This is a genomic window from Halorubrum sp. F4 (assembly GCF_027257195.1).
Taxonomy (GTDB): domain Archaea; phylum Halobacteriota; class Halobacteria; order Halobacteriales; family Haloferacaceae; genus Halorubrum.
This window is the reverse complement of the sequence record NZ_JAPDFS010000002.1, coordinates 513,687-532,871: the sequence shown is the minus strand read 5'-3', so window position 1 is coordinate 532,871 and position 19,185 is coordinate 513,687. Positions and strand designations below refer to the sequence as shown.

Annotated in this window: 23 protein-coding genes and 1 pseudogene; 16 read left to right on the top strand and 8 right to left on the bottom strand. The window is 67.7% G+C overall.

Translation table 11 applies throughout. The features are described 5' to 3' along the window. The first annotated feature begins 25 nt into the window (after nt 1-25). From OKW78_RS07440 to OKW78_RS07425, 4 genes are all read left to right on the top strand, one after another. A complete protein-coding gene (locus tag OKW78_RS07440; protein ID WP_281194550.1) occupies nt 26-1,249 on the top strand; it encodes a proteasome-activating nucleotidase in 1,224 nt (407 codons plus the stop codon). Nucleotides 1,250-1,632: 383 nt separating this feature from the next. Next, a complete protein-coding gene (locus OKW78_RS07435; RefSeq protein ID WP_281194549.1) occupies nt 1,633-2,178 on the top strand; it encodes a pyruvoyl-dependent arginine decarboxylase in 546 nt (181 codons plus the stop codon). Nucleotides 2,179-2,298: 120 nt separating this feature from the next. Then, complete coding sequence (locus OKW78_RS07430; protein ID WP_281194548.1) at nt 2,299-3,642, top strand: NAD(P)/FAD-dependent oxidoreductase; 1,344 nt, start codon at nt 2,299-2,301, stop codon at nt 3,640-3,642. A 102-nt stretch (nt 3,643-3,744) separates the two neighbouring features. Continuing rightward, nucleotides 3,745-4,122 (top strand): DUF5811 family protein, encoded by a 378-nt coding sequence (locus tag OKW78_RS07425; protein WP_094534549.1) that lies wholly within the window; start codon nt 3,745-3,747, stop codon nt 4,120-4,122. A gap of 155 nt (nt 4,123-4,277) precedes the next feature. Here the strand turns inward: OKW78_RS07425 and OKW78_RS07420 are convergent. Then, a pseudogene (locus OKW78_RS07420) lies at nt 4,278-4,930 on the bottom strand (RNA-guided endonuclease TnpB family protein); the annotation flags it as partial. Between the two features lie 81 nt (nt 4,931-5,011). Here OKW78_RS07420 and OKW78_RS07415 point away from each other — a divergent pair. Continuing rightward, on the top strand, nt 5,012-5,248 hold the full coding sequence (locus OKW78_RS07415; RefSeq protein ID WP_281194547.1) for a hypothetical protein: 237 nt from the start codon (nt 5,012-5,014) through the stop codon (nt 5,246-5,248). Continuing rightward, on the top strand, nt 5,241-5,594 hold the full coding sequence (locus OKW78_RS07410) for a type II toxin-antitoxin system PemK/MazF family toxin (protein WP_281194546.1): 354 nt from the start codon (nt 5,241-5,243) through the stop codon (nt 5,592-5,594). The genes OKW78_RS07415 and OKW78_RS07410 overlap by 8 nt, the downstream gene beginning before the upstream one ends. A gap of 114 nt (nt 5,595-5,708) precedes the next feature. Here the strand turns inward: OKW78_RS07410 and OKW78_RS07405 are convergent, their stop codons facing one another. Both OKW78_RS07405 and OKW78_RS07400 read right to left on the bottom strand, forming a co-directional pair. After that, nucleotides 5,709-6,005, bottom strand: coding sequence for a chorismate mutase (locus OKW78_RS07405; protein ID WP_142985739.1), 297 nt, complete (start codon nt 6,003-6,005; stop codon nt 5,709-5,711). Beyond that, nucleotides 6,002-6,919, bottom strand: coding sequence for a shikimate kinase (locus OKW78_RS07400; RefSeq protein WP_281194545.1), 918 nt, complete (start codon nt 6,917-6,919; stop codon nt 6,002-6,004). Before OKW78_RS07400 ends, OKW78_RS07405 begins: the two co-directional genes overlap by 4 nt. Before the next feature lie 136 nt (nt 6,920-7,055). Between OKW78_RS07400 and OKW78_RS07395 the strand changes: the two genes are divergently transcribed. Beyond that, nucleotides 7,056-7,514, top strand: a complete 459-nt coding sequence (locus OKW78_RS07395; protein WP_281194544.1) for a DUF5796 family protein — start codon at nt 7,056-7,058, stop codon at nt 7,512-7,514. Between the two features lie 13 nt (nt 7,515-7,527). Further along, nucleotides 7,528-7,770 carry a hypothetical protein gene (locus tag OKW78_RS07390; RefSeq protein WP_281194543.1) on the top strand — a complete coding sequence of 81 codons (243 nt, stop codon included), beginning with the start codon at nt 7,528-7,530 and terminating at the stop codon, nt 7,768-7,770. A 20-nt stretch (nt 7,771-7,790) separates the two neighbouring features. Here the strand turns inward: OKW78_RS07390 and OKW78_RS07385 are convergent, their stop codons facing one another. Further along, nucleotides 7,791-8,693 carry a hypothetical protein gene (locus OKW78_RS07385; protein WP_281194542.1) on the bottom strand — a complete coding sequence of 301 codons (903 nt, stop codon included), beginning with the start codon at nt 8,691-8,693 and terminating at the stop codon, nt 7,791-7,793. A 247-nt stretch (nt 8,694-8,940) separates the two neighbouring features. Between OKW78_RS07385 and OKW78_RS07380 the strand changes: the two genes are divergently transcribed. From OKW78_RS07380 to OKW78_RS07355, 6 genes are all read left to right on the top strand, one after another. Next, nucleotides 8,941-10,038, top strand: a complete 1,098-nt coding sequence (locus tag OKW78_RS07380; RefSeq protein ID WP_281194541.1) for a PstS family phosphate ABC transporter substrate-binding protein — start codon at nt 8,941-8,943, stop codon at nt 10,036-10,038. A gap of 70 nt (nt 10,039-10,108) precedes the next feature. After that, nucleotides 10,109-11,044, top strand: coding sequence for a phosphate ABC transporter permease subunit PstC (gene pstC, locus OKW78_RS07375; RefSeq protein ID WP_281194540.1), 936 nt, complete (start codon nt 10,109-10,111; stop codon nt 11,042-11,044). Nucleotide 11,045: 1 nt separating this feature from the next. After that, the gene (gene pstA, locus OKW78_RS07370) at nt 11,046-12,668 is read left to right on the top strand and encodes a phosphate ABC transporter permease PstA (RefSeq protein WP_281194539.1); all 1,623 of its coding nucleotides are present in this window, start codon (nt 11,046-11,048) and stop codon (nt 12,666-12,668) included. A 3-nt stretch (nt 12,669-12,671) separates the two neighbouring features. Next, nucleotides 12,672-13,508 (top strand): phosphate ABC transporter ATP-binding protein PstB, encoded by an 837-nt coding sequence (gene pstB, locus OKW78_RS07365; protein ID WP_281194538.1) that lies wholly within the window; start codon nt 12,672-12,674, stop codon nt 13,506-13,508. Next, the gene (gene phoU / locus OKW78_RS07360; RefSeq protein WP_281194537.1) at nt 13,509-14,216 is read left to right on the top strand and encodes a phosphate signaling complex protein PhoU; all 708 of its coding nucleotides are present in this window, start codon (nt 13,509-13,511) and stop codon (nt 14,214-14,216) included. A 78-nt stretch (nt 14,217-14,294) separates the two neighbouring features. Then, nucleotides 14,295-14,759, top strand: a complete 465-nt coding sequence (locus tag OKW78_RS07355) for a low molecular weight phosphatase family protein (RefSeq protein ID WP_281194536.1) — start codon at nt 14,295-14,297, stop codon at nt 14,757-14,759. 41 nt (nt 14,760-14,800) lie between these two features. On the opposite strand, the gene OKW78_RS07350 is transcribed toward OKW78_RS07355, so the two are convergent. The 4 genes from OKW78_RS07350 to gatB form a co-directional block, all read right to left on the bottom strand. Next, nucleotides 14,801-15,247: an RDD family protein gene (locus OKW78_RS07350; RefSeq protein ID WP_281194535.1), complete on the bottom strand. Its 447-nt coding sequence runs from the start codon at nt 15,245-15,247 to the stop codon at nt 14,801-14,803. A 132-nt stretch (nt 15,248-15,379) separates the two neighbouring features. Next, nucleotides 15,380-15,844: a GNAT family N-acetyltransferase gene (locus OKW78_RS07345; RefSeq protein ID WP_281194534.1), complete on the bottom strand. Its 465-nt coding sequence runs from the start codon at nt 15,842-15,844 to the stop codon at nt 15,380-15,382. Continuing rightward, a complete protein-coding gene (locus OKW78_RS07340) occupies nt 15,841-16,068 on the bottom strand; it encodes a ubiquitin-like small modifier protein 2 (protein WP_281194533.1) in 228 nt (75 codons plus the stop codon). Before OKW78_RS07340 ends, OKW78_RS07345 begins: the two co-directional genes overlap by 4 nt. Nucleotides 16,069-16,104: 36 nt before the next feature. Beyond that, a complete protein-coding gene (gatB, locus tag OKW78_RS07335; protein WP_281194532.1) occupies nt 16,105-17,592 on the bottom strand; it encodes an Asp-tRNA(Asn)/Glu-tRNA(Gln) amidotransferase subunit GatB in 1,488 nt (495 codons plus the stop codon). 148 nt (nt 17,593-17,740) lie between these two features. On the opposite strand from gatB, the gene OKW78_RS07330 reads away from it, so the two are divergent. Both OKW78_RS07330 and OKW78_RS07325 read left to right on the top strand, forming a co-directional pair. Next, nucleotides 17,741-18,436, top strand: a complete 696-nt coding sequence (locus OKW78_RS07330) for a phosphoribosyltransferase (protein ID WP_281194531.1) — start codon at nt 17,741-17,743, stop codon at nt 18,434-18,436. 3 nt (nt 18,437-18,439) lie between these two features. Continuing rightward, nucleotides 18,440-19,177 (top strand): HD family hydrolase, encoded by a 738-nt coding sequence (locus tag OKW78_RS07325; protein ID WP_281194530.1) that lies wholly within the window; start codon nt 18,440-18,442, stop codon nt 19,175-19,177. Nucleotides 19,178-19,185: the final 8 nt, after the last annotated feature.

The window sequence follows — 19,185 nt, the reverse complement described above, 5'->3', positions numbered from 1 at the left end:
GCGCGTGCCGTATCGGGGACAACGAATGTCTCATAGCCCCTCACTGCCGGACCGCCCCCGTCTCGAGCTCGATCCGGAGATGAGCGAGGCGGAACGGCTCGAGGCGATCCGGCAACACTACCGACGGATCGTCCACGTGAACGACGAACTCGAGGACCGCCTCGAGGACGCGCAGGGACGGCGGGGCGACCTCAAAGCCGACGTCGACGAGTTGAAACGCGAAAACGAGGTGTTGAAGACCTCCTCTCTGTACATCGCCTCCGTCGAGGAGCTCACCGAGGACGGCGTCGTCATCAAACAGCACGGCAACAACCAGGAGGTGCTGACCCAGACGGCCACTCGGCTCGAGGCCGACCTCCGTCCCGGAGACCGGGTCGCGATCAACGACTCCTTCGCGATCCAGCAGGTGCTCGACGACGAGACCGACTCCAGAGCGCAGGCGATGGAGGTCACGGAGTCGCCCGACGTCGAGTACGCCGACATCGGCGGGATCGACGAGCAGATCCGCGAGGTGCGTGAGGCCGTCGAGGACCCCCTCGAGAACCCCGAGCAGTTCGAGGCCGTCGGCGTCGAGCCGCCGAGCGGCGTCCTCCTTCACGGCCCGCCGGGGACCGGCAAGACGATGCTGGCGAAGGCGGTCGCCAACGAGTCCGACGCCACGTTCATCAAGATGGCCGGCTCCGAGCTGGTTCGGAAGTTCATCGGGGAGGGATCCCGGCTCGTCCGTGACCTCTTCGAGCTCGCGGCCGACCGCGAGCCCGCGGTGATCTTCATCGACGAGATCGACGCCGTCGCCTCCAAGCGGACGGACTCGAAGACGAGCGGCGACGCCGAGGTCCAGCGCACGATGATGCAGTTGCTCTCGGAGATGGACGGCTTCGACGAGCGCGGGGAGATCCGCATCATCGCCGCCACCAACCGCTTCGACATGCTCGACGAGGCGATCCTGCGTCCCGGCCGATTCGACCGGCTCATCGAGGTGCCCGAGCCCGACGCCGAGGGACGCGAGCGGATCCTCGAGATCCACACCCAGGAGATGAACGTCGACGACGACGTCGACGTCGGCAGGATCGCGAGCGACCTGGAGGGATACAGCGGCGCGGACATCGCCTCGATGGCGACCGAGGCGGGGATGTTCGCGATCCGCGAGGGCCGCACCGAGGTGGTCCAGTCCGACTTCGAGCGGGCCGGAGAGAAGCTCCAGGACGTCGAAGGAACCGACGAACAGGTCATCCACTACCAGTACTGACCGGACCGCGTCGTCATTGTCGCGGACACCGTTTTCTGGACGTCGCTCGCTCGACTGCAGGAGCGGGGACACGTCAGCGCGGTGAACGGGTTAAAAGACTCGGCCGCTCAGTCATCCGAGATCATCAGTTGGATCGCCGCGAACGCCACTTCCAAAGCCCCAGTCGCGAGGCGGTCGTACGCTCGCTGTGCTCCTCACTCGGTCGCTAGCTCCCTCGTTGCGGTGCTTGCGTCGCCTACGACTCGCGACTGCCCCTTTGAATCCCACCCACCTGCACGGACCCGCACCTCACGTCTCCCCAGCCTCGCGGCTCGCCCGGTGTCGCTCGCGGCCTGCCGGCCGGTCCGTAACCCCTTACCCCCCGCGCCGTCGACCTCTCGCCGATGAACACCATCCACGTCGCCGGCGGCGTCGGCGTCGCCGACACGGCGATGGCCTCCTACGACGCCGCGCTCGCGGACGCGAACCTCCACAACTACAACCTCGTCGCCGTCTCCTCGGTGATCCCCGCGGAGGCGACGGTTCGGTCGGTCGAGGCGGTCCCGGACCTCGGTCCCGCGGGGAACGCGCTCACCGTCGTGGAGGCGCGTCGGACGGTCGGACCGAGCGACGAGGTCGACTTCCGCGAGGGCGGGCGCTCGGGCGCGGAGGACGCCGCCGACAAGCGCGCACCCCGACGGCGGCCGGACGTCGCCGCCGGACTCGGCTGGGCGACCGGTCCCGGGCCGGGGATCTTCTACGAGGTGACCGGCGAGAACGCGGATGCCGTCCGCGACCGGATCCACGCCGGGCTGGACGCCGGATCGTCGCTTCGAGACTGGGAACTCGCCGAGCGGGAGATCCACGTCGAAACCGCGACGGCTGAACCCGAACGATACACCACGGCGGTCGTGATCGCGGCGTACGGCGAGTCGGAACCGGCGCTGTAGGCGTCGACGAGACCCCGTTATGCGTCCGCGTCGGCACCGCCCCGACACGTGGGCGTCAAGGCTCTCAAGGATCGCCAAGGTTGATTTGGATCGAGTCGTTACTCGGTTCCGACGCGATCCATGGTACTCGAGAACGTGGACCGGTACGACCCGGACCGAACCTCGACGCTCGGGGACCGGGCGGTCGTCGTCGGGGGGAGCGTGGCCGGGCTGTGTGCGGCTCGCGTGCTGGCGGACGCGTTCGGGGAGGTCGTCCTCATCGAGCGCGATACGATCCCGGAGACGCCGCGCCCCCGGGACGGCGCTCCACAGACCAGCCACCCTCACGCCATGCTGGAGGCGGGACGGGCGACCATCGAGGACCTGTTCCCGGGGTTCGGTGAGCGGGTCCTCGGTGGCGACGGACTCCTGATCGACGCCGCCCGGGAGATGCGATACTTCGACGGGGGGGACTTCCTCGCGGACGGTCCCGAGCGGCTTCCGATGTACTGTGCGAGCCGCGCGCTGTTCGAGCATGCGATCCGGCAGGGGCTCGATCGGACCCCCTCGGTGAGCCAGCGTGGAAACCGTGCGTTCACGACCTACCGGACCGACGCCGACGGGAACGTGACGGGCGTCGAGTTTCGCGACGAGGACGGCACGTCGGCGACGCTGGAGGCGGACCTCGTCGTCGACGCGACCGGTCGCACGAGCCGGACTCCCTCGTGGCTCGAGGCGGAGGGATACGACCCGCCGGCGGAGTCGTCCGTCGAGATCGACGTGACCTACAGCACGATCCGGGTGGCGCGCCCGGAGTCGGTCCGTCACGCGCTCGTCGTCCCGCCGGACCCGCCGCGGACGCGGGGCGCCGCCGCGATCCCGATCGAGGGCGACCGGTGGGAGGTGATCCTCCAGGGCGTCCACGGCGACGACGCGCCGACCGACCGGGAGGGACTCGTCGCGTTCGCCGAGGCCTTCCCGGTGGACGAAGTGGCGGAGCTCGTCCGCGACCGCGAGTGGACGAGCGAGGGGATCCACCACTACCCGTTCCCCGCGAGCGTCCGGCGACACTACGACCGACTGGACCGTTTCCCCGACGGGTTGGTCGTCACCGGCGACGCGATCGCGAGTTTCAACCCCATATACGGCCAGGGGATGTCGGTGGCGGCGCTGGACGCCCTGTTGCTCCATCACGCGCTGGCGTCGGGCGGGCTCGACGACCTCGGACCACGCTTCTTCGACCGCGCGGCGGACGTCGTCGACGCGGTCTGGAACGTCGCCGTCGGCTCCGACTTCGAGTTCGAGGCGACGACGGGCCCGAAACCCGCCGGAACCGACCTGTTCAACCGGTACGTCGACCGACTCGTCTCGACCGCGCACGACGACGGCCGAGTGACCGACGCCTACTACCGCGTGTTCCGACTGGAGCGGGAACCGACCTCGCTCCTGCGACCGGGCGTACTGTGGCGCGTGCTGGCTCCGTGAACGGGCTTCGTTGACGTCGAGGCGGCCGCTCGTCGCCGATGGAGAGCGATCGCCGTCGCCGACGCCTTTTTGAGTCGGGTCCGCGTACACCGGGTGTCTTCGATGAACGGCAACAACCCGTACGCCGGACCGCCGGGCGTGACCGACGCGGGCGAACCCGCGCCGGTCGACCTCTCCCCGGAACAGGAACGGCGACTCAGGCGGACGGTGGCGGGGATCGTCTCCCGTACCGAATCGTATCTCCCGGACGGCTACGCGGTCGGCTCGGAGCTCTCTGTCGGAACCGACGGCCCCCAGGCGACCGTCGCCGTCAACCCGCCGGCCGGCCATCCGGTCACTGCGGGGTTCACGCCGGACCTCGACGAGCTCGAGGCCGGCATCGCCGACTCCGACGCCGACGAGGTCGCTCGCGGGTTGGCCGCCAGCGCCGCGATCCAGGTCATGGACGCCGTCGGCGACGTGACGCCGACCGCGAAGTAACGACGTGACGGCTCCGACCTCGAAGCGACCGCGTCGGCGTCGGCGTAGTCAGGTCGTTCCCACTGGACGGGATCGACGGAAAGACCCTTGAGTTGACATCCTCTCGCGCCTGAAGACGCGGGAATCCCACGGTACCGTACCGCTGGGTTGGGATATTAGGGTTTGCAGTCTACCACTTGTGCCTGCGGTTGGAATCCGCTAGACAGGTCATGAAGGTAGACTCCGGGCTGTGCCAACCAGCCGGTACTCCTATCTTCAACCAAACTGGCCGAAGACTCGGAGTTACTTTGATTCATGTCGAGACGGATGTTCTCCGCCCCATTTACGTCCGCGTTGAACGCTGCGTCACACTCATCGCACACGTACAACCCGCGCTCAACACGCTGACTCTCGTCTTCTCTCCCACACACGCAACACGTCTTACTCGTGTCACGCTCAGACACTTCCACGACTTCGATCCCCTCTACTTTTGCTTTGTACTTGAGGTCGACGTGAACCGGTCGAACGCCCAGCCGTGCAAGTCGAGATTCCCATGACGGCCCCAGTTCTTTGCGTCGCCGGTCTCGTCTTCACGGACGCCTTCGAGATCACCGACGTTGATCCGGCCCACTTCGTTCTCAACACACCGCTCAACGATATGTTTCGCGAGGCTATGGAAGAAGTGCGTGCGCCGATCTGACCATGTGTGGTGAAGCTGAGTGGCCCGATCGCCACTCGAATCATCGCACTTCGCGATCTCCTTGGGGAAATAGTAGCCGTCCTGTTTCAAGCGGTTGCCGGGATACAGGTCGGCTTCCTCGGTACTGTATAATACATACCGCAATCTCCGCCGGACGTTGTGGGTAATAGTGGGCAACACATATCAGCGGTGGGTCCGTACCGTATGTCCATGAAAGTGGATGCAACAGACCTCAAAACGAACGAGACGGACGACCGAGGCCGAGTCTATCTCGGTACCGAGTACGCAAACAAGCGTGTAACCGTCGCTGTCGTCGAGGTGGAGTCCGACCGCCCGGACGACGACAAACTGGCTACCGCCTACCGGGAAGCGTCCGAAAGCGCAGAGGAACTCGCCGAGGAGTGGGACGAAACGTCCGACGAAGCGTGGGAAACTCTCGATGGGTGACGATAGGGACGTGCGACGGGGCGATGTCGTAGTCGTTCGTCTCGACCCTGCCGAAGGCCACGAGATGAAGAAGACTCGACCTGCGGTGGTCGTGCAAAACGATATCGGAAATCGCAACTCCAGTACGACCGTCGTTGCTCCGGTGACAGGTACGCACCGAGGCTACCCGTTCGAGGTGCTGGTCGAAGCGGACGGGTCACCGTTCGAGAAGGACTCCTCAGTTCGCCTCGACCAGATTCGCGTCGTCTCTATCGAAAAACGGATCCACTCGATTCTCGGGAGTCTAAGCGAGCCAACGATGGCCGAGGTGGACGAGGCACTGAAACTGAGTCTCGGGCTGAATTGAGTCACCGATCTCCCGGCTGCTCATCGACCCCGACGGAACGCGGCGAACTCCTCAGACCGATTTTCGAATCACTAATCGGGAGATAGAGACCCCCATAAAACCGACTTGAGACCGCTACCGACTCTCCCGTTGCTCCGCCTTGTTCAACTCGATCAGGAGCCTGAAGATCGCCTTCACGAGGTTGACGTCGACGTCGAACTGTTCGGCGTTCTCGCCGGCCCGGTCCATCACGCGGGCCTCCTGTGACTCGTCGGTGGTCGGGAGGTCCCGCTTCTCTTTCACCTGCGCGACCGTGTCGGCGACGTACGTCCGGCGGGCGATCAGTTCGACGATCTCGTGGTCGATGTCCTCGATCTCCCGGCGGAGTTCGTCGAGGCTCATCTCTTCGGGGTCGGATGTGTCAGTACTCATGGTGAATCACCGATGTACGCGCCGTCGTTCCGCGTCGTCGTCCGTCGAAGGGTTCCCGCCCGGTCGGCCCACAGGTCCGTGAGCGCGTCGAGGTCGGCGTCGGGGTCGGCGGCGTCAGCGACGGCGACGACGCTCGGTCCGGTCCCCGAGAGCGACACCCCCGACGCGCGGGGCATCGCCTCGACCGCGGGGTCGGTATCGAATCCGAGCGCGGCCGAGAAGGCGAGCCCGTTGACGGTCATCGCCTCCGTGTAGCGTCCGTCAGCGGCCAGGTCGTCGACGAGGTCGGCCATCGGCGCGACCGCGCCACAGCGCTCGACGTCGGCGTCGGCGCTGTAGGCCCGCTCGGGGGGCGTCCAGACGAGGACGTCCCAGTCGACCGGGTCGCGGGCGCGGAGGCGGTCCTCGCCGTTGTCGGTGAGACAGACGCCGCCGAGCATCGAGGCGGACGCGTCGTCGAACGCGCCGGTGACGGTGACGCCGGCCTCCCGTGCCGCTCGGACGCCGAGCCGACAGGCGTCCAGCCGGGTCACGTCGACCGCGGAGTCGTCGGCGTCGACGGGGTCGTCGGCGTCGCCGACGGAGAGGCCGAGCGCGTCACAGGTCGCGAGGACGGTCGCGTTGGCCGCCGCACTGGAGCTCTTGAGGCCCGCCGCCAAGGGAACGTCGCTATCGGTCCGCACGGATCCGCCCTCGCCGTCGCCCCACCGCTCGGTCGCGAGCGCGACACAGCGTTCGATCAGCGCGGTGTCGCCGTCGGGGTCCTCCGCGATCGCTCCCTCGACGGCGTCGCTGTCGGGGTCGAGCTCGACCGTCGCGCGCGTCTCGACGTCGAGCCCGAAGGCCGCTCCCGTCCCCGTCGCCAGGGCGTTCAACACGGTTCCGGCGCCGAGCGCGGCCGCCCGTCCCTCCATACACGCACTCGCGCCGAGGGCCCTCAAAGGGTTAGCGGTCGCGGCGAGCCTGTCGGGACGGGCCCGACGGACCGGGACCCGCGTCGACGCTCCCGCGAGCGCGGTCCTTTTCACGTCGGCGGTCGGAGCGGGCGGTATGTCCGCATCCGCACCCGGCGACGTCCCGCCGACCTCGATCGGCGTCGACCTCCGCGAGGAGGGAGTCGTGATCGAGTACCTCGACGGCCGAACCACGCTGTACCGTGGGATCCCCGAGGCCGCGGAAGGGACGGTCACCGCGGGACCGGGCAAGGAGACGCACGTGCTCGTCACCGACCCGACCGAGACCGAGGGCGTGATGACGTACGTGAACGATTACAACACCGGCGAGGATATCCTCCGCGACTCGGGAGTCGGCCGCGTCGTCGTCGAGTCCGGCGAGACCGACGAGGTGTTCCCCGGCGTGATCGTCGGCCGAGACGGACAGCGCAACCGGGTGATCGCCGATCCCGAGGTCGCCGGCGGCCGCGTGTTCGTGTTCGTCGAGGACGGCTGGACGGAGGAGAGCTACGAGATCGTCTCCGGCCCCGAGGAGGGGCTCGACGCGCACCGCTGAGAGGGATCCGACCGTGAGTCTCGCGAAACCCTGGCGCGACCTCGATCGATCGACCGTCGGGAGCGCTCCGGCCCGCTACGGGCTCTACGAGCTCGGCGACGACGGGAGAGAAACCGTGCGGTTCGGAACGGGCGTCCTCCGCGACGAGCTGAAGGAGGCGCTCACCTACGAACCGGACGCGACCCGCGTCCGGTGGGAGACCGCGGATTCGGCGGCACACGCCGAGCGGCTCCTCGCGGAACACGTCGACGAGTGAGCCGGCTCCGCCGCCCGCGGTCAGTCGTCGTTCGTTGATCCGTCGTCGGGGTCGTCGTACGAGTCGGCATATATCATCTCCCGCTCGACGTCGATCCGGACCGACTCGATCCGACCGCCGACCGCGGCGACGGCCGCGAGGACGGGATACGTGACCGGCAGGTCCCGGTAGAGATACGCCTGGACGTCGGAGACGACCTCGCCGACGTTCGTCGACCGCTCCCCGTCCATGCGCTCCCGCTGTCTGCGGGCCGCGATCTCGTCACACGTTCCGTCGAGGACGTTCAACCGCGCGCGGTACGCGTCGAGCGCACCGAACCGCTCGGCACCGAAGTCGTGGCGTGCGAACGTCGTGACCTCCTCGACGATCGGCGAGAGGTCCTCGCGAGCGCGGGCGATCGACGCCGACTCCGACTCGACGACGTCGACGAGCTCCTCGCGGCGCTCGATCGCCTCGGTCGTCCTCGCCAAAAGCGACGAGCGATACCGCTCGTGAAGCGTCGGCTTGCGAGTGAGCGCGACCGCGAGCTCCGGGCCGAACTCCTCCGCGAGGCTGCGTTCGTAGGTGTCGTTGTACTCCTCCTCGTAGTGCGGGACCGACATGACCGTCTCCCGGTAGGCGTTCCGGACCGCGACGAGGCCGGGACCGGTACTCCCCGTTCGTCCTCGAAACCGCGGGCGATCCGCCGTCGTTTCCGTCATCCTCATCGATCCCGTTCCGGCTCCCGATCTCGCCGTCGGCGTCGCCGCCGCGTCGATCCTTCGAAGACGCGACCGGAACGCCTCGAAGGCCTCCCGTTCGTCGACGGTTCGCCGGCGCTCGACGCGGAGCGCGTCACGGGCGGCACGCAGGACGGACTCGGCGCTACGTAGTCTCTCGCCGATGGCGGAATCGGGTCCGTCCGTGGGGTCGATCGTCGCCATATCCGGTGAGATACGGTCATCAACCATAACCGATTATATGAGCCGTATATCGTCCGGTAGAGGACATCATATGGCTATATATTCCAGATCGGTTTTCGCTCCGACCGGTCTTCGATCCGAGCACGAACCTGCTCTCTAACCAGTACTATATAGTATATGTAGTTCTGTATAGTGCTATCGGTCACTACGCCCCCTCGTATATTCCTCATAGCATGGTATTTACGTGGTCTTCGTCCACGATCCGGTGATGGCACCCAGCCAGAACCTGGAGACGGAGGGTATTACCCGACGGAGATCGCTCGCGGCGCTCGCCGGTGCCGGTGCGCTGGCGCTCGCGGGTTGTACGTCCGATAGCGGCGGAAACGGGGGCGATGACGGGTCCGGTGACGGCGGGTCCGACGACGGTGGCTCCGGCGATGACGGGTCCGGTGACGGCGGATCTGGCTCGATATCCGGAGACATCCGCATCTCGGGAAGTAGTACCGTCTACCCGGTCGCCCAGGAGGTGACGCGTTCGTTCGCCGAACAGAACCCGGAAGTGGACTTCAACCTCTCTCGGGACGGCAGCGGCGGCGGGTTCGAGAACGTGTTCATCCCCGGCGACAGCGACATCAACAACGCGAGCCGTCCCATCAGCGAGGACGAGATCCAGCGCTGCCGCGACAACGGCATCGAGCCGGTCGAGTTCTTCGTCGCGCGGGACGCGCTCACCGTCGTCGTCAACAACGACGCCGACTTCATCGACTCGATCTCGCTGGAGGACCTCCAGACCATCTGGTCGCCGGACACCGCGCCCGAGCGGTGGTCCGACGTCAACTCGGACTGGCCGGACGAGCCGTTCGACCTCTACGGGCCGGCGAGCACGTCGGGCACCTACGACTACTTCACCGAGACGGTCATCGGCGAGACGGAAGCGGACCAGCCGATCCGCGAGGACTTCGAGGGGACCGAGGAGGACGACCTGATCGCACAGGGCGTTCAGGGGAACGTCCACGCGCTCGGGTACCTCCCCTTCGCGTACTACGTGAACAACCCGGACTCGGTCAAGGCACTCAGCCTCAGCGTGGACGGCGGCGACCCCGTCGAACCGAGCCTCGAAGGTGCGGCGAGCGGAAACTACCCGCTGGCCCGGCCGCTGTTCTTCTACGGTAACATGGACATGATCCAGGAGAAGAACCACCTCCAGGCGTTCCTCGAGTACTACGTCAACGAGGCGGACGAGGAGTACATCGCCGAGGACATCGGCTACGTCCCGAGCAATCAGGACATGGTCGACGCCAACCTCGAGAACCTCGAGGCGGCGGCCGCCGGCGAATACGAATACGAGCCGATCTCGACGCGATAGTAGGGCCGATCCCGCTCTACTAACGCAATAATCAATAGGAACGTTACCCTGACCAAATCTATGGGCCACCATGAGTAGCGAATCAAACGAGACGGCGTCGCTCCAGCGCAGCGGGTTCGTCGTCCGCAAAGAGCGACTCTACGGCCGGTTGATCGCGGCCTGTGCCGTCCTGACGATCGTCGTGACCGTCGGAATCATCCTGGCACTGTCGGGACGCGCCCTCTCGTTCTGGTCGCAGATCTCGCCGATCGCGTACTTCACCGGAACGAGCTGGAGCCCCGTCATCGCGCAGAACTACGGCGTGCTCCCGCTCATCAGCGGGACGCTCATCGTCACCGTCTGTTCGGCCGTGATCGCGCTGCCGATCGGCTTGGCGGCGGCGGTCTACCTCAGCGAGTACGCGAGCGACAAGGCCCGATCGATACTGAAACCGTCCCTGGAGATCCTCGCCGGCGTGCCGACCGTCATCTACGGCTATATGGCGCTCGTGTACATCACGCCGGCGTTCAAGGGTGTGTTTCCGTCGCTCCGGACGTTCAACGCGTTGTCGGCGAGCATCGTCGTCGGGATCATGATCATCCCGATGGTGTCGTCGATCAGCGAGGACGCGCTGAGCGCGGTCCCGGACAGCCTCCGGCAGGGCGGGTACGGGCTTGGCTCGACGAAGTTCGACGTCTCGACGAAGATCGTCGTTCCGTCGGCGACCTCCGGCATCGTCGCGTCGTACGTGCTCGCGATCTCCCGGGCGATCGGCGAGACGATGGCGGTCACGATGGCGATGGGAATGAGCCCGCAGATGCCGTACTTCCCGGACCTCTTCCGGAACCTCGCTGAATCGGGACAGACCATCACGGCGGCGATGGTCCAGATCGCCAACGCGGACTCCCTCGGTACCGGCCCCACCTACGAGGCGATGTTCGCGCTCGGGATGACGCTGTTCGCGATCACGCTGACGATGAACGTCTTCGCCGAACTGGTCAGACGGCGATTCCGGGAGGAGTACTGACATGGCAACGGAAGAGAGTACCAGCGACGGACTCGGACGAAGCACGGCACTCCGGCTTCAACACCTGAAGGGACGGCTCTTCGAGGTCGCGCTCGTCGCGGCGACGCTCGTCGGGATCGTCTCGCTGCTCGCGTTGTTCGCGCAGATCTCGATCGACGCGTTCCAGCCGGGGAGCGCGTCACCGACGTGGTTCCTCGTCTACCTCGGCACCCTCGTAGCACCGACGGCCGCGTTCACGCTGTACGCCCGTCGGAGACCGGCAGTTCGGGAGACGAACGCGAAGGCGTTCGCGGCGGTGTTCGGCGGGCTCCTGTTGAGCTTCGTCACCTACGCCGTCGTCGATTCGCTCAGCCCGTACGACGTGTTCACGTACGTCTTCTTCACGTCGCTTCCGCCGGCGATCGTCGTCGCGTACGACCGGACGACGGACGACAGAACGTTTACCGGACCGGCCATCCCCGCGTCGATCGTCGTCGGTCTCGCCGTCGCGGCGTTGCTGTACGACGTCGTCCGTGGGCCGATCGGGATCGCCGCGGAGTGGATCATGTACTTCGGCCTCGTCACCGTTCCGGCTGCACTCCTCATCGGAACCTTGACCGCTTCCCGTCGCGGTCGCCGTTCCGGCGTCGTCGCCGGGGGGAGCGTTATCGTCGGTGGTCTCGCCGTCGCCGTGGCGTCGATCGTCACCGGGACCAACGCGGCGTTTCCGGTCGTCCTCTTCTCGGCGTTCGTCGTTCCCACTGGATACGTCCTCTGGCGGTCGGTTCGAACGGACCCGGAGGGTCGTGTCGGCGTTGCTGGACCGTTCGTCCTCTTGGGCGGCACGTTGCTCGGCGCCGCTGTCGTCGGGCAGTTCGGAATCCAGAACCCGGACACGTTCCTCACGCCGACCCTGCTCTTAGAGTCGTGGGACGGGTTGAGAGCGAACAACGCGGGCGTCTACCCACAGATCGTCGGATCGATCATTATCGTCGGGTTCATGGCGGTCCTCGCGTTCCCGGTCGGGATCGGCGCGGCGATATACCTGGAGGAGTACGCGCCGGACTCCGGGCTTCGCGGACGGCTCGCGACGCTCTTGGAGATCAACATCTCGAATCTGGCCGGCGTCCCCTCCGTCGTGTACGGACTGCTCGGGCTCGCGCTGTTCCGGAGGACGCTCGGGTTCGGTACCGGGATCGTCTTCTCCGCGGCGGGAACTCTCGGCCTGCTCATCCTCCCCATCGTCATCGTCTCGACGCAGGAGGCGCTGCGGGCCGTCCCCGACGCCCTCCGACAGGGATCGTACGGAATGGGCGCGAGCCGGTGGCAGACGCTCCGCGAGGTCGTCCTGCCCGAGGCGATCCCCGGCACCCTCACCGGGACGATCCTCGCGCTGGCACGAGCGATCGGCGAGACCGCACCGCTCGTCATCATCGCGGTCGCCACGACGAAGTACAGTCCGCCGAGCGGGTTGTTCTCCAGCGCGACGGCACTGCCGCTTCAGATATTCGCCGCGTCGGCGAACGCGAAGCCGGAATTCCGGCACGGCGTCGTGCCGGCGGCAGCCGTCGTGTTGCTGATACTGATGCTGTTGATGAACGCGACGGCAATCGTTATCCGGAACAAGTACGGACGTGAGCACTAACCAATGAGCGAATCAGGCACTTCCCCGAAGATACAGACGACGATCGAGACCGGCGACGAGGACCGCCGAGACGCTCCCCTCGACGCCCGGGAGACGGTCATCGAGACGCGTGATCTGGACGTCTACTACGGTAACGAGCAGGCGTTGGACGGCGTCTCGATGGAGATAAACGAACACGACGTGACGGCGCTGATCGGTCCCTCGGGCTGCGGCAAGTCGACGTTCCTCCGGTGTATCAACCGGATGAACGACATGATCGACGTCTGCCGGGTCGAGGGCGACGTGGAGTTCGCCGGCAAGAACGTGTACGACGACGACGTCGACCCGGTCGCCTTACGCCGGAAGATCGGGATCGTGTTCCAGAAGCCGAACCCGTTCCCCAAATCGATCCGCGACAACGTCGCGTACGGGCTGAAGATCCAGGGGTACGACGGCGACGTCGACGAGCGCGTCGAGGAGTCGCTGAAGCGCGCGGCCCTGTGGGACGAGGTGAGCGGCCAGCTCGACTCGTCCGGACTCGAACTCTCCGGCGGCCAACAACAGCGGCTCTGTATCGCCCGGGCGATCGCGCCCGACCCCGAAGTGATCCTGATGGACGAGCCCACCTCGGCGCTCGATCCCGTCGCGGCCTCGAAGATCGAGGACCTGATCGACGACCTCGCCGAGGAGTACACGGTCATCATCGTCACGCACAACATGCAGCAGGCGGCCCGGATCTCGGACCGGACCGCCGTGTTCCTCACGGGCGGCCAGCTCGTGGAATACGACGACACGGCGAAGATCTTCGAGGACCCCGAAGAACAGCGCGTCGAGGACTACATCACGGGGAAGTTCGGGTAGATGCCCAGAGAGAACTACCAAAAGTGGCTCGAGGACCTCAGCGAGGACGTCGTCGGCATGGGCGACCTCGTCCTCGAGCGGTACGACGCCGCGATCGAGGCGGCCGAGACCGGCGACGGCGACCTCGCGCAGGACGTGATCGAGGGCGACCACGAGGTCAACGAGCGCTACCTCGAACTCGAGGAGGAGTGTACCCAACTGCTCGCGCTCCAGCAGCCGGTCGCGGGCGACCTCCGGCTGGTGACGGCCTCGTTCAAGGTGATCACCGACCTCGAACGCGTCGCCGACCTCGCGACCAACCTCGCCGGCTACGGCGGCGACGACGGCGGACTCCACCCCGCGGTCGAGTTCCGGAAAATCGGCCACGCCGCCGGCGACATGGTCGCCGACGCGGTTGCCGCCTACGAGACGAGCGATCCCGAGGCGTGTCGAGCGGTCGCCGCTCGCGACGACGACCTGGACGAGCGCTGTCGGCGGGCGAGCGAGGCGGTCGTCCGCGACCTGCTCGAGGCCGACCGCGCGCGGGTCGAGGCGGCCGGAGCGGACCGGAACGTCGAGACGGAGGCCGACGAGCTGGCCGCCGCGATCGACGACGTCTCCCGCGCGCTGCTGGCGATACGGGACATCGAGCGCGTGGGCGACCACGCGGTCAACATCGCCGCCCGAACGCTGTACATGGTCGAGAACGACGACGAACTGATCTACTGAGCGGGCGACGAACTGATCTACCGAGGCGGCGACGAACCGATCTGCCGAACCGACGCCGCACGACACCGGGAGGACGCCATGACATCCACTGACACCGCGGACGACGATACGGAACCGACCGGCGGCGACGCCGAACCGACGACGCTCACGTTCATGTGCGTGCGGAACGCCGGCCGCAGCCAGATGGCCACGGCGTTCGCGGAGCGCGAACGCGCCGAACGCGGGCTCGAGGACGCAGTCGAGATCGTCACCGGCGGGACGGCTCCCGCCGACGAGGTCCACGACGTGGTCGTCGAGGCGCTCGCGGAGGTCGGCCTCGACGTGAACGGACGGACCCCTCGACACGTCTCGGAGACGACGCTCGCGGCGTCCGACTTCGTCGCGACGATGGGGTGTTCGACGCTGGAGCTTCCGGGCGTGGACACCGACGACTGGGACCTCGACGACCCCGGCGAGCGCCCGATCGAGGAGGTCCGGGAGATCCGCGACGAGATCGAACGCCGGGTAGTCGCCGTCTTCGACGAGCGCTTCGGGAAGCAGTAGGCGGCCGGCCTCCTCGAAACGACCCGTCCTTTTCGACCCGTTCAGCTCTCGATCCGGCCCGCTCGGTCTCCGTCGCGCACGACTCGCGTCCCCGCGACGTGGTCGCCGACCCGCCGGTCGCCGTCGGTGAGGGCGACGACCGCGGCTCCGACCAGGTAGAAGGCCGCGCCGTCGACGAGGCGGAGCAGGTTTCGGACGAGTGCCGCCCGGGGACCACACGACGACCCGTCGCGTTCGAGAACGACGAGCCCGAGGAGCCCCTTGCCGGGCGTCCGTGCGAAAAGGCCCTCGAGGGCGACGTGGTAGCCGAGGTACGCGATCGGGAAGGTCCATCGTCCCGAGAGCGGGGCGACGCCGGCGAGAAGCGAGAGCGCGACCCCGGCGAGCCCGAGGAGGAGCCCGACGAGCATCGCGTCGACGACGACGGCGCCCCCGCGCCGGAGGAGCAGTCCCGCGTCGGTGTCGGTATCGAGTCGGGGCCGGTTCATGCGGATCGGCCGCCCGGTCCGAGGATAAAACGATCGGGAACCGGACGACGGTCGACGTCGCCCGGTTCCGCCGGCGTGAGAGTCAGTCCTTCTCGCCGGCGTGAGAGTCAGTCCTTCTCGCCGGCGTGAGAGTCAGCCCGTCTCGTCGATCGGGTCTCCGAGCTCCCGTCGACCGGAGAGTCGGCCGTCCCCGGCGTCCCCCGCTGACTCGACCGCGAACCCGAGGTCCGCGTAGAACCCCGCCAACTCCGCGTCGAACGCCGCGGTGACGCGATCGGTCTCCGGGTCCGACTCGGCGGCCCGAACCGCGCCGGCGACGAGCGCGGACCCGATCCCCCTGCCGCGTCGCGCCCGCCTGACCGCGACCGCGTCGACGTGGCGACGTCCCGGCTCCGGGCGGGTCGCCACCAGCGCCCCGAGGACCGAACCGGTGCGCTCGAAGCGGGCGACGAGAACGTCCCCGGCGTCGATCCGGTCGACGAGGCCGTCGGCGTCGGTCTCGAGCATCGCGGCGTCGAGCACGCGGAGGACGTCGATCCGGTCGTCGGGGGTCGCGGCCTCGACGTCGACGCCGTGCGGCGGGGAACGGTCGCTCACGCGTCCCGGTCCGACCTGCCGCCCGCTCCGCCCTTGACGAGCCGGAGCAGCCGGACCCGGTCGGCGTCGACGGGGCGGTCGCCGGGGACGGGGGCGCCGTCGACGAGGACCGACGCCTCCTGGGGGTGGAAGCCGGCCGCGCGGATCAGGTCGGCGTAGGTCGCGTCGTCGTCGACGGCGTGTACCTCCTCGTCGCCGCCGACGACGTCGACGGTCACGTCCATGCGTCGATCTCCGAACCCCCTCGCGTCCCCATTCGCTTACCCGTCCAGCCGCTCGCGGAGGAGTCCGTTGACCTGGCCGGGGTCGGCGCTCCCGCCGGTGGCCTGCATCACCTGTCCGACGAGGAAGTTGATCGCGCCGTCGTCGCCGTCGTGGTAGTCCGCGACCGCCTCCGGGTTGTCGTCGATGGCGGCGTCGACCGCGGTCTCGACCTCGCCGGCCCCGGCCTTCCCGAGTTCCTCGCGGTCGATCACGGCGTCGGGGTCGTCGCCCTCGTCGAGCATCTCGCGGAGGACGACCTCCTCGGCGTTCTTCGTCGTCACCTCCCCCGCGTCGACCAGCTCGACCAGTCGTTTGAACTCGTCAAGGCGGTCGGTCACGTCCGTGATATCCAGCTCGCGGTAGTTGAGCTCGCCGAGCAGGTTGTCGGCGACCCACGTCGCCGCCAGTTCGGGGTCGTACTCGCCGGCGACGTCCTCGAAGAAGTCGGCGACCTCCTTCGTCGAGGTCAGCTTCGAGGCGGCCTCCCCGTCGAGGCCGTACTCCTCGCGGAAGCGCTCGCGGCGGGCGTCGGGCAGCTCGGGGATCGGGATCCGTTCCTTCCAGTCGGCCACCTCCAGGGCGGGGAGGTCCGCCTCCCGGAAGTAGCGGTAGTCCTTCTCGGCCTCCTTCGAGCGCATCGAGACGGTGACGCCGCGCGCCTCGTCCCAGTGGCGGGTCTCCTGTTCGATCTCGCGGCCGCGCCGGAGCACGTTGCGCTGGCGGGTGATCTCGTAGGCGAGCGCCTTCTCCGCGCCCCTGTGACTCGAGATGTTCTTCACCTCGGCGCGGTTGGCGTCGGCGAGGACCGACTCGGGGACCGATCCGTCCTCGGCCACCTCGTCGGCGTCGACGAGCGAGACGTTGGCGTCGACGCGGAGGCTTCCGTCCCGCGTCGCGTCGAAGACGCCGAGGTACTCGAGCACCTCCTCGAGCTTCGCCAGGAACGCGCGAGTCTCCGCCGGCGACCGGAAGTCGGGCTCGGTGACGACCTCCATGAGCGGCGTCCCCGCGCGGTTGTAGTTCACGAGCGTGTGGGTCGCCGACTCGATGGAGCCGCCCGCGTGCTGGATGCTGCCCGGGTCCTCCTCGAGGTGCGCGCGCGTGATCCCGATGGTGCGGCGCTCGCCGTCGACGGACACCTCGAGCTCGCCGGACTGGCAGATCGGCGCGTCGTACTGGGTGAGCTGGAAGTTCTTCGGCAGGTCGGGGTAGTAGTAGTTCTTCCGGTGGAACGTGGTCGTCTCGGGGATGTCGGCGTCGAGCGCCTTCCCGATCTTCACCGCGCTCTCGACGGCGGCCTCGTTGAGAACCGGCAGCGCGCCGGGCAGCCCGAGACAGGTCGGACAGGTGCGCGTGTTCGGCTCCTCGTCCTCGGCCGGCTCCGTCGAACAGCCACAGAAGACCTTGGTGTCGGTCTCGAGCTGGACGTGGACCTCCAGCCCGATCACGACCGCCCGCTCCTCACTCGCGGTCCGTGTGCTCATTAGCGGGTCGTTGCGGGCGGGCCACCTAAATCGTGTCGGCACGGGCGGACGCGAGGGTACGGCGGCGACGGGACGGCGCGTGCGGTCGACGGCTACGGACGACCGCGGTTCCACAAACCCTTATGCTCGCGCGGGCGACTCCCGACGTATGAGCGATCTCCCGGACGACTTCGACTGTACCGTGACCAACTGGGAGTACATCTACGGGCTCTGTCGGAACGTCTCGAACGAGGTGAAACGCGCGGACTTCGAACCCGACGTCGTCGTCGCGCTCGCTCGAGGCGGCTGGTTCGCGGGTCGCTGTATCTGTGACTTCCTCGGTCTCGACGACCTGACGAGCCTCAAGATGGAACACTACGTCGGCGCGGCCGACAAGGCGGACGAGCCGCAGATCCGCTACCCGATGCCGGAGGGAAGCGTCGAGGACAAGGACGTGTTGATCATCGACGACATCGCCGACACCGGCGGCTCGATCCGCCGCGCCGAGGAGTACGTCGAGGAGCGCGACGCGGCCACGGTCCGCACCGCGACGCTCCAGTTGCTCGACACCTCCGAGTTCGACCCCGACTTCGTCGGCGAGCGGCTCGAGACGTGGACGTGGGTGGTCTACCCGTGGAACTTCATCGAGGACATGATCGACATCATCGCGGGCGCGATGGATCGCGTCGACGCGACGACGTTCGACCGCGAGGCGGTCCGACACCACCTCGAGGCGGACCACGGCGTCGGTCGAATCGAAATGGAGGTCGCCCAGCCCGGACGACTCGACGAGGTGCTCGCGGAGATGGAGCGTCGCGAGGTGATCGAGGCGGTCGGCGAGGGGACCTGGACGCTCGCGGAGTGAGTGATGGACGCGGAGGACTCGGATGACACGGGAGATCCGGACGCCGTAGACGACACTGACGCCGCAGACGACACTGGCGCCGCAGACGACACTGACGCCGCCATCGACGCGATCCTCGGGGCGTACGCGCTCAAGGACGAGGGCCGAACCGGGTGGCAGCTCCGCGGCGTCGACGCCCCGGAGTCGGTCGCCGCGCACACGTGGGGCGTCGCGTATCTCGTCTTGGCGCTCGGCGACCGGTTCCGCGAGGACCTTCCCGGCGTCGACCTCGACCGCGCGCTCCGGCTCGCGGTCGTCCACGACGTCGCCGAGGCGGAGACGGGCGACGTGGCGACGCGCGCGGACTCGACGGCCGATCGAGTCGACCACGCGAGCAAGGAGGCGACCGAACGCGCCGCGATGGTCGACCTCGCGGGGCCGCTCCCCGACGACGTCCGGGACGCGTGGGAGGCGTACGAGGCGCGCGAGACGCCCGAGGCCGTCCTCGTCAAGGAGTGCGACCTGCTCGACACCTGCCTCCAGGCGGTCCTCTACGAGCGCGAGGACCGGTACGATCCTGCGGACGGAAAGCCCGAGGCGTTCGCGGAGTACGACGCGCTCGAGGAGTTCTTCGCGACGACGGAGTCCCGTCTCCGGACGGGGACCGGACGAGCGCTCTTCGAGCGGCTTCGGGCGCGATATCGGACGGTTCGGGCCCGATCCGCCACACCGGAAGGAGGCGACTCCGACGGAGCGGAATAGCAAGTCAG